This is a genomic window from Stenotrophomonas sp. CASM114 (assembly GCF_049384325.1).
Taxonomy (GTDB): Bacteria; Pseudomonadota; Gammaproteobacteria; order Xanthomonadales; family Xanthomonadaceae; genus Stenotrophomonas; species Stenotrophomonas muris.
Window position 1 is genome coordinate 307,959 of sequence record NZ_JBMRGJ010000003.1, and the last position, 9,419, is coordinate 317,377.

Here is a 9,419-nt window from a genome sequence, read left to right on the forward strand (position 1 = left end):
TCAATACAGGTGGAGATGCAGAATCTTCACCACAATGCATCCCGCAGCTTGTACCAGGACATCGCCGCCACCAGCAGCGGCGTGCGCAGCAGCCGGCCGCCGGGGAAGGGCGCATGCCGAAGGCGCTGGAACACGTCCAGGCGCTCGCTCTGGCCGGCAATGGCGGCGGCGATCACCTCGCCGGCCAGCCCGGCGGCGGCCACCCCATGGCCGGAGAAGCCCTGCGCGAAGTACAGATTGCCGTCCAGCCGGCCCCAGTGCGGGGCGCGGTTGCGGGTGATGTCCACGTAGCCGCCCCAGACCTGGTCCAGGGCCACGTCGGCCAGCTGTGGGAACACCTGGTGCATGCGCCGCTGCATCACCCTGCGCAGACCGGGCGGTGGCAGCGCCGAATAGCTGGCACGGCCACCGAACAGCAGCCGGTGGTCGTGGCTGAGGCGGAAGTAGTCCAGTGCCCAGGCGGTATCGGCCACCGCCATGTTGTTGCCGATCAGCGCCCGGGCACGCTCGGCCCCGATTGGCTCACTGGCACCGATATAGGTGCCGACCGGCATGATCCGCCGTTCCAGCTCCGGTAGCAGGCCCTGCAGCCAGGCGTTGCCGGCCACCACCAGATGTGCGGCGCGCACGCTGCCCTGCGCGGTGTGCAGGGCAGGCTGCGGCCCACGCTGCACGCGGGTTACCGCCGAATGCTCGTGGATCACCACGCCGGCTGCGCGCGCGGCGTCGGCCAGGCCACGCGCATAGGCCAGCGGATGCAGGTGCGCGCTGAGCGGATCGAACATCGCGGCGCGGTAGCGCGGGCTGTCCAGCTGCGCGCGCAGGGCATCCCGCTCCCACCACTGCATGGGGTAGTCGTAATGGCGTTGCAGGTGCTCGCAGTTGGCCCGCAGGTCGCGCTCATGGCGCTCGCGGATGGCGACGCTGGCGTGGCCCTCCACCCAGTGGCAGTCGATACCGTGGCGATCGATACGGGTGCGCATCGCCTGCACCGCGTCGCGCGACCAGTCGAACAGGTGGCGCGCATCTTCACGGCCGAGCTGACGCTCCAGTTCGTCCACCTCGCAGCCGTAGCCGACCAGCGCCTGGCCACCATTGCGGCCGGACGCGCCCCAGCCGATCCGCTGCGCTTCCAGCAACACGACGCGCTGGCCACGCGCGGCCAGTTCCAGGGCTGCGGTCAGGCCGGTATAGCCGGCACCGAGCACCGCAACGTCGGCCTGCACATTCCCCTGCAGCGGGGGCAGTGCGGGCGGTTCGGGCAGGCTGGCGGCGTACCAGCTGGGCGGGAACGCGGCACTCACCGCAGGCCTCGCGGGCGCAGTGCGGGAAGGCGAAGCGGAGGAGGACGATCAGCATTCACCCCTCTAGTTTCGCCGATGCGTGACAGCCATGGCGTGACGGCGACGACTTGCCGCCTTCGCCGGACGCCAGGTAACGTGTCGGCACGCCAAGGAGTGTTCCCATGCGCCGCCTGCCCTGGGTGGGCCTGCCCACCGACAGCACCGTGCTCGGCCATCACCGTTTCGCGGTGGCCGGCGAGAAGTACGTGCGCGCGCTGGCCGAGGCGGCCGAGGTGACTCCGGTAGTGTTGCCGAGCCTGCAGCCACCGCTGCCGGCCGGCGACTGGCTGCAGGGGCTGGATGGCCTGCTGCTGACCGGCGCGGTCAGCAATATCGAACCGCAGCACTACGAAGGTGGCCGCAGCTGGCCAGGCAATCCACATGACCCGGCCCGCGATGCCAATGCCTTTGCGTTGCTGCACGAGGCACTGGCGCTGGACCTGCCGGTGCTGGCGATCTGCCGCGGCTTCCAGGAGTTGAACGTCGCGCTGGGCGGCAGCCTGCATCCGCAGGTGCACGCGGTGCCTGGCCTGGCCGACCATCGCGAAGAACCGCAGGCGCCGGTGGAGGTGCAGTATGGGCCGGCGCACGCGGTCACGCTGGCTGCCGATGGCTGGCTGGCGCAGTGGCACGGCAGTGGCCGCGCGCAGGTCAATTCGGTACACGGGCAGGGTGTCGCCCGCCTGGCGCAGGGGCTGCAGGTCGAGGCCGTGGCCGACGATGGGCTGGTCGAAGCGGCACGCAGCCTGCACCATCGTTTCGTGCTCGGCGTACAGTGGCACCCGGAGTGGCGTGTCATGCAGGCGCCGTTCTATCACGCTATTTTCCGTGCGTTCGGCCAGGCTTGCCGGCAGCACCAACAGAACCGACTGGATTCCCGATGAGTTCCCGAACGCGCCCGCGCAAGACGGCCACGCCCCCCGCACCGCAGGAAAGCACGCTGCTGCGCTGGCTGAAGGAGCGGCGCATCACCGAGGTGGAATGCCTGGTGCCGGACATCACCGGCAACGCGCGCGGCAAGATCATTCCCGCCGACAAGTTCTCGCACGACTACGGCACGCGCCTGCCTGAGGGCATCTTCGCCACCACCGTCACCGGCGAGTTCCCTGACGATTATTACGAGCTGACCTCGCCGTCCGACTCGGACATGATGCTGCGCCCCGATCCGGACACGGTGCGCATGGTGCCGTGGGCGGCCGACGCCACCGCGCAGGTCATCCACGATTGCTACACCAAGAGCGGTGAGCCGCACGAACTGGCGCCGCGCAACGTGCTGCGCCGCGTGCTGGCAGCCTACGCCGAGCTGGGCCTGCGCCCGGTGGTGGCGCCGGAACTGGAGTTCTTCCTGGTGCAGAAGAACACCGACCCGGACTTCCCGCTGCTGCCACCGGCCGGCCGCTCCGGGCGCCCGGAGACCGCGCGGCAGTCGTACTCGATCGATGCGGTCAACGAGTTCGACCCGATCCTCGACCTGATGTACGACTACGCCGATGCGATGAAGCTGGACGTGGACACGCTGATCCACGAGTCCGGCGCGGCGCAGCTGGAGGTCAACTTCACCCATGCCGATGCGATGGACCTGGCCGACCAGGTGTTCCTGTTCAAGCGCACCATGCGCGAAGCGGCGATGCGCCACGGGGTGTATGCCACGTTCCTGGCCAAGCCGATGGAAAACGAGCCGGGCAGTGCCATGCACATCCACCAGAGCCTGGTGCGGGTGAGCGATGGCAGCAACGTGTTCGCCGGCGAGACCGATGCCGAGGGCGAGTTCAGCCCGGTGTTCGGCCACTACCTGGGCGGCCTGCAGAAGTACGCACCGCAGGCGATGGCGTTCTTCGCGCCGAACGTGAACTCCTACCGCCGGCTGGTGTTCGGCGAAGTCTCGCCGAGCAACGTCCACTGGGGCTTCGACAACCGCACCTGCGGCCTGCGCGTGCCGCTGGATACGCCGGAGAACATGCGCGTGGAGAGCCGTTTCGCCGGGTCCGATGCCAATCCCTACCTGGCGATGGCCGCGACCCTGGCCTGCGGCCTGTTGGGCATCCGCGAGCGGCTGGCACCGGATGCGCCGGTGACCGGCAGCGCCAAGGAACTGGGCTACAACCTGCCGCGCTCGCTGGGCGAGGCGCTGGACGGGCTGGAGCGGTGCAGCGAGCTGCAGGCCCTGCTGGGCGAGCGCTTCTGCCGGGCCTACATCTCGGTCAAGCGCAAGGAATACGAGACCTTTTTCCGCGTCATCAGCTCGTGGGAGCGCGAGTTCCTGCTGCTGAACGTCTGAGCATCCGGAATAGAAAAATCCGCCGCCGGGGGGTAGGCTGGCACCCGTCGCCGGCCCCGCCGGCCCCCCCTTCCCGCATTCTGGAGCACCCGATGAAGCTGCGTATCCTCACGCTCGGCCTGGCCTCCGCCATGCTCGCCGCCTGTGGCGGTGGCAATGGCGGCGCGCAGGACAGCCAGGTCCTGAACGTCTACAACTACAGCGATTACATCGCCGAGGACACCATTCCGACCTTCGAGAAGGAGAGCGGGATCAAGGTGACCTACGATGTGTTCGACAGTGACGAGATGGTCGAGACCAAACTGCTGGCCGGCAACAGCGGCTATGACGTGGTGGTGCCGACCCTGAACTTCTTCGGTCGCCAGATCCAGGCCGGTGTGTTCCTGCCGCTGGACAAGAGCAAGATCCCGAACCTGGCCAACCTCGATCCGGCGGTGATGAAGCGCATCGCTACCCAGGACCCGGGCAACCAGTACGGCGTGCCGTACATGATCGGCACCACCGGCATCGGCTACAACGTGGACATGCTGAAGCAGCGCTTCGGCGGCAGCGCCGACATCGCCAACAGCTGGGACCTGGTGTTCAAGCCGGAGAACATCAGCAAGATGAAGGACTGCGGCGTGACCATCCTGGACACGCCAGCGGACATGATCCCGATCGCACTGCATTACCTGGGCCTGGACCCGCACAGCGGCGACCCGGCCGAGCTGCAGAAGGCCGCCGACCTGCTGAAGTCGATCCGCCCGTACGTGCAGAACTTCCACTCCTCGCAGTACGTGGGTTCGCTGGCCAACGGCGGTACCTGCCTGGTGGTCGGCTGGTCGGGTGACATCATCCAGGCCCGCGACCGCGCCGAGGAAGCCAGCAATGGCGTGCACGTGGCCTATTCGATCCCGAAGGAAGGCGCACCGCAGTGGTTCGACATGCTGGCGATCCCGAAGGACGCCAAGCATCCGGAAGCCGCGTACGCCTTCATCAACTACCTGCTGCAGCCGAAGGTTGCCGCGGCCAACACCAACTTCATCCACTACGCCAACCCGGTGCCGACCGCGACCCCGCTGGTGGACGAGGCGATCCGTACCGACCCGACCATCTACCCGCCGGCCGACGTGGCCGAGAAGATGTTCACCTACTCGATCAACACGCCGGAGACCGACAAGCTCTACACCCGGCTGTGGACCGAGGTGAAGACCGGGCGCTAAGGGCTGGCTCGCAGGTGGGTGCCGACCGTTGGTCGGCATGCTTTTCCGGCAGGGCCGACCAACGGTCGGCCCCCACCAGATCTGCAGATCCCCCCGGCCCGGTGGGTGCCACCCGTTGCCGTCATATCCCCTGCAGCCCCCGGCCGTTAGAATGGCGGCCGCTGTCCACCGCCCGCTCCCGGAGCCCCCATGCCCGTTGAAGCCCAGCCGGTAGCCGCCGTCGTCGACACGACCGGTGCGCCCGGCTATCTCTCCATTCGTGACCTGCGCAAGGAATTCGACGGTTTCGTGGCCGTCGACGACGTCAATCTGGACGTGCGCAAGGGCGAGATCTTTGCCCTGCTCGGAGGCTCCGGCAGCGGCAAATCGACCCTGCTGCGCTGCCTGGGCGGCTTCGAGACGCCCACCAAGGGCAGCATCACCGTCGATGGCCAGCGCCTGGACGCGCTGCCGCCGTACCAGCGGCCGGTCAACATGATGTTCCAGTCCTATGCCCTGTTCCCGCACATGACGGTCGAACAGAACATTGCCTTCGGCCTGAAGCAGGATGGCCTGGGCAAGGACGCGATCAGCAAGCGCGTCGGCGAGATGCTCGACCTGGTGCAGATGGGCCACCTGGGCAAGCGCAAGCCGCACCAGCTGTCCGGTGGCCAGCAGCAGCGCGTGGCGCTGGCGCGGTCGCTGGCCAAGGGGCCGAAGCTGCTGCTGCTGGACGAGCCGATGGGCGCACTGGACAAGAAGCTGCGCTCGCAGATGCAGCTGGAACTGGTCAGCATCATCGAGTCGTCGGGCGTGACCTGCGTGATGGTCACCCACGACCAGGAAGAAGCGATGACCATGGCCACCCGCATCGCGGTGATGGATGCCGGCTGGATCCAGCAGGTCGGCAAGCCGGACGAGGTCTACGAGCAGCCGGCCAACCGCTTCGTCGCCGAGTTCATCGGTTCGGTCAACCTGTTTGACGGGGTGATCGACGAGGACCTGCCCGAGTACGTGACCGTGCGCTCGCCGCTGTTCCCGGCACCGATCTACATCGCCCATGGCATCACCTGTTACGAAGGGCAGCCGGTCGCATTCGCGCTGCGCCCGGAGAAGGTGATGATCGGCAAGGACGAGCCGGAAGGGCACACCAACAAAGCGCAGGGCGTGATCGAGGACATCGCCTATTTCGGCAGCCATTCGGTCTACCACGTGCGCCTGCCCAGCGGCGCCAAGGTGCTGGCCAACTTCGCCAACTCGCAGCGCTGGGCCAGCGACGGCCTGACCTGGGGTGACAGCGTATGGGTGCACTGGCGCGACAACGACGGCGTGGTGCTGACCTCATGAGCGTCGCCGGCCTGAAGCGCTGGCTGCCGGGGCTGCGTGCCACGGTGATCGGCATTCCGTACCTGTGGCTGCTGCTGTTCTTCGCAGTGCCGTTCCTGATCGTGCTGATGATCAGCTTCTCGCTCAGCCGGGTCGGCTCGCCGCCGTATACCTGGCTGCTGCAGTACGCCGACGGCGGCTTCTCGCTGAAGCTGAACCTGGAGAACTACCTGGCGCTGTTCCGCGATTCGATCTATGCGCAGGCGTTCCTGAGCTCGATCAAGATCGCGGCGATCTCCACCTTCTTCACCCTGCTGATCGGCTATCCGATGGCCTATGCCATCGCGCGCCTGTCGCCGGCCGCGCGCAACGTGGCGATGATGCTGGTGGTGCTGCCGTCGTGGACGTCGTTCCTGATCCGCGTGTACGCGTGGAAGGCGATCCTGGACCGCAATGGCCTGCTTGACCAGTTCCTGCAGTTCACCGGCCTGCAGACGCTGATGACGTCGATGGGGCTGCCGAAACTGCAGCTGATCGATACGCCGACCGCCGCCTACATCGGCATCGTCTACTGCTACCTGCCGTTCATGGTGCTGCCGCTGTACGCCAACCTGGTCAAGCATGACCACCGCCTGCTGGAAGCGGCCTACGACCTCGGCGCCAAGCCTTGGCAGGCGTTCCTGCGCATCACGTTGCCCTTGTCCAGGGCCGGCATCATCGCTGGCTGCATGCTGGTGATGATCCCGGCGGTGGGTGAGTTCGTGATCCCGGAAATGCTCGGTGGTTCGGAGACGCTGATGGTGGGCCGCCAGTTGTGGAACGAGTTCTTCAACAATCGCAACTGGCCGGGCGCTTCGGCGATGGCGGTGGCGATGATCCTGTTGCTGCTGGTGCCGATCCTGCTGTTCAACCGTTCCCAGCAGCGCCTGCTGGAAGGGAAGCAGGCATGAGCCCGCGTACCGCCAAGGGCCTGGGGCTGGGCGTGCTGCTGCTCGGCTTCGCCTTCCTGTACCTGCCGATCCTGTTGTTGATGTTCTACTCGTTCAACAGCTCGCGGCTGGCGATGGTCTGGGCCGGGTTCTCCACCCGCGCCTACAGCGACCTGTTCGCCGACCGCGCGCTGATGGACGCGATGTGGACCAGCCTGGTGGTGGCGTTCTGGACCGCCTGTACCGCCACCGTGCTGGGTACGCTGGCGGCGATGGTGATGACCCGCTTCAAGCGATTCCGTGGCAAGCCACTGTTCGGCGCGCTGGTGACCGCGCCGCTGGTGATGCCGGACGTGATCCTGGGCTTCTCGCTGATGGCGCTGCTGGCATCGATGGGCGCGATTCCCGGCTTCCCGGCGCGTGGCCTGGCCACCATCTGGATCGCGCACGTGACCTTCACCCTCTGCTTCGTCACCGTGGTGGTGTCCTCGCGCCTGCAGGAAATGGACCTGTCGCTGGAAGAAGCGGCGATGGACCTGGGCGCCAGCCGGTTGACCGTGTTCACCCGCATCACCCTGCCGATCATCGCGCCGGCGCTGGTGGCGGGTTGGCTGCTGGCCTTCACCCTGTCGCTGGATGACGTGGTGGTGGCCAGCTTCGTGGCCACGCCGGGCTCGACCACGCTGCCGATGAAGGTGTTCGCTTCGGTGCGCATGGGCATCAGCCCGAAGATCAACGCGTTGGCCACGCTGCTGGTGTCGGCGGTGTCGATCGCTGCGGTGATCGGCTGGTACATCAACGCCCGCGCCGAGAAGCGGCGCCAGCGCGACCTGCAGCTGGCGCGGCAGGACAACGGCTGAGCACACGGCCTGTCGACAGCGCCGGCAACACCCGGCTCACGGACAGCGGCGCACAATGGGGGTCTTCCAGATGGAGATCCCCCATGACCGTCGAGATCATCGACCCGGCCACCGGCCAGGTGACCTACCGCCATGAACTGATGGGCGCTGCTGACATCGAGCAGCGCCTGCAGGCTGCCGCCGATGCCTTCCCCGGCTGGGCCGATCGCTCGCTGCAGGATCGCGGTGCCGTCCTTCGCCAGATCGCCGCGCAGCTGCGCACGCGTCGCGACGACCTGCAGCAGGCGATGACCCATGAGATGGGCAAGCTCAAGGCCGAGGCGCTGGCCGAGGTCGACAAGTGCGCTGCCGCCTGCGAGTACTACGCCGACCACGCGGCCGACTATCTCAAGCCGCAGCTGATCGATACCGAAGCCCAGCGCAGCTACGTGCGTTACGAGCCGATCGGCTGCGTGTTCGCGGTGATGCCATGGAATTTCCCGGTCTGGCAGGTGTTCCGTTTCCTGGCCCCGGCGTTCATGGCTGGCAACGTGGCCCTGCTCAAGCACGCCAGCAACGTGCCGCAGTGCGCCGACCTGATCCTGGCGGTGTGTCGTGACGGAGGCCTGCCTGAGGGCGTGTTCGACGTGCTGCACATCGACAACGACCAGGCTGCCGAGGTGCTGCGCGACGCACGGGTGAAGGCGGTGACGCTGACCGGCAGCGAACGGGCAGGGCGCTCGATCGCCTCCAATGCCGGCAGCCAGCTGAAGAAGTCGGTGATGGAGCTGGGTGGCAGCGATGCCTTCGTGGTACTCGACGATGCCGACCTCGACAAGGCCGTGGCGGCGGCGGTGAAGTCGCGTTTCGACAACAGCGGGCAGACCTGCATTGCGGCCAAGCGCTTCATCGTGGTCGATGCGGTGGCCGATGACTTCACCCGACGCTTCGTTGAAGCCGCAGGCGAGCGCCAGTATGGCGATCCCAGTGAGCGTGGCACCACGCTGGCGCCGATGGCGCGCGCGGACCTGCGCGATGAGCTGCACAAACAGGTGCAGGCCAGCGTGGCGAAAGGTGCGCGCGTTCTGGTCGGCGGCGAGCCCATTGCCGGCACCCATGCGGGCTATCCGGCGACCGTGCTCGATCAGGTCGGCCCAGGCATGCCTGCCTACGACGAGGAGCTGTTCGGGCCGGTGGCTGCGGTGATCCGGGTCAAGGATGAGGCCGAGGCGCTGCGCGTGGCCAACGACACCCGCTTCGGCCTGGGCGGCAGCGTGTGGACGCGCGACCCGGTGCGCGGCGAAGCCTTCGCGCAGCGCATGGAATGCGGCGCCGCGTTCGTCAACGCCATCGTCAAGAGCGACGCTCGGCTGCCGTTCGGTGGCAGCAAGCAGTCCGGCTTCGGCCGGGAGCTGGCCGACCACGGCATCCACGAGTTCATGAACATCAAGACCGTCTACGTGGCTTGATGCCGAACGGTAGTGCCGGCCCCCGTCGCGGCATGCCCCGGGTTGCGGCGTCCG

8 protein-coding genes are annotated in these 9,419 nt (G+C 67.3%); 7 read left to right on the top strand and 1 reads right to left on the bottom strand.

Annotated elements, in window-relative coordinates:
- Window positions 1–26 precede the first annotated feature (26 nt).
- Entirely contained in the window at window positions 27–1,304 is a 1,278-nt protein-coding gene (locus VG566_RS05960; protein WP_414934984.1) for an NAD(P)/FAD-dependent oxidoreductase, read from the bottom strand.
- 161 nt (window positions 1,305–1,465) lie between these two features.
- On the opposite strand from VG566_RS05960, the gene VG566_RS05965 reads away from it, so the two are divergent.
- From VG566_RS05965 to VG566_RS05995, 7 genes are all read left to right on the top strand, one after another.
- Window positions 1,466–2,227 (top strand): gamma-glutamyl-gamma-aminobutyrate hydrolase family protein, encoded by a 762-nt coding sequence (locus VG566_RS05965; RefSeq protein ID WP_014646563.1) that lies wholly within the window; start codon window positions 1,466–1,468, stop codon window positions 2,225–2,227.
- Window positions 2,224–3,621, top strand: coding sequence for a glutamine synthetase family protein (locus VG566_RS05970; protein ID WP_032960938.1), 1,398 nt, complete (start codon window positions 2,224–2,226; stop codon window positions 3,619–3,621). Before VG566_RS05965 ends, VG566_RS05970 begins: the two co-directional genes overlap by 4 nt.
- A gap of 92 nt (window positions 3,622–3,713) precedes the next feature.
- On the top strand, window positions 3,714–4,823 hold the full coding sequence (locus VG566_RS05975) for a polyamine ABC transporter substrate-binding protein (protein ID WP_014646565.1): 1,110 nt from the start codon (window positions 3,714–3,716) through the stop codon (window positions 4,821–4,823).
- A gap of 189 nt (window positions 4,824–5,012) precedes the next feature.
- On the top strand, window positions 5,013–6,149 hold the full coding sequence (locus VG566_RS05980; protein WP_014646566.1) for an ABC transporter ATP-binding protein: 1,137 nt from the start codon (window positions 5,013–5,015) through the stop codon (window positions 6,147–6,149).
- A complete protein-coding gene (locus VG566_RS05985) occupies window positions 6,146–7,078 on the top strand; it encodes an ABC transporter permease subunit (protein WP_049408077.1) in 933 nt (310 codons plus the stop codon). The genes VG566_RS05980 and VG566_RS05985 overlap by 4 nt, the downstream gene beginning before the upstream one ends.
- Window positions 7,075–7,917: an ABC transporter permease subunit gene (locus VG566_RS05990; protein WP_005415928.1), complete on the top strand. Its 843-nt coding sequence runs from the start codon at window positions 7,075–7,077 to the stop codon at window positions 7,915–7,917. The genes VG566_RS05985 and VG566_RS05990 overlap by 4 nt, the downstream gene beginning before the upstream one ends.
- 83 nt (window positions 7,918–8,000) lie before the next feature.
- Complete coding sequence (locus tag VG566_RS05995; protein ID WP_241884756.1) at window positions 8,001–9,365, top strand: NAD-dependent succinate-semialdehyde dehydrogenase; 1,365 nt, start codon at window positions 8,001–8,003, stop codon at window positions 9,363–9,365.
- The last annotated feature ends 54 nt before the right edge of the window (window positions 9,366–9,419 follow it).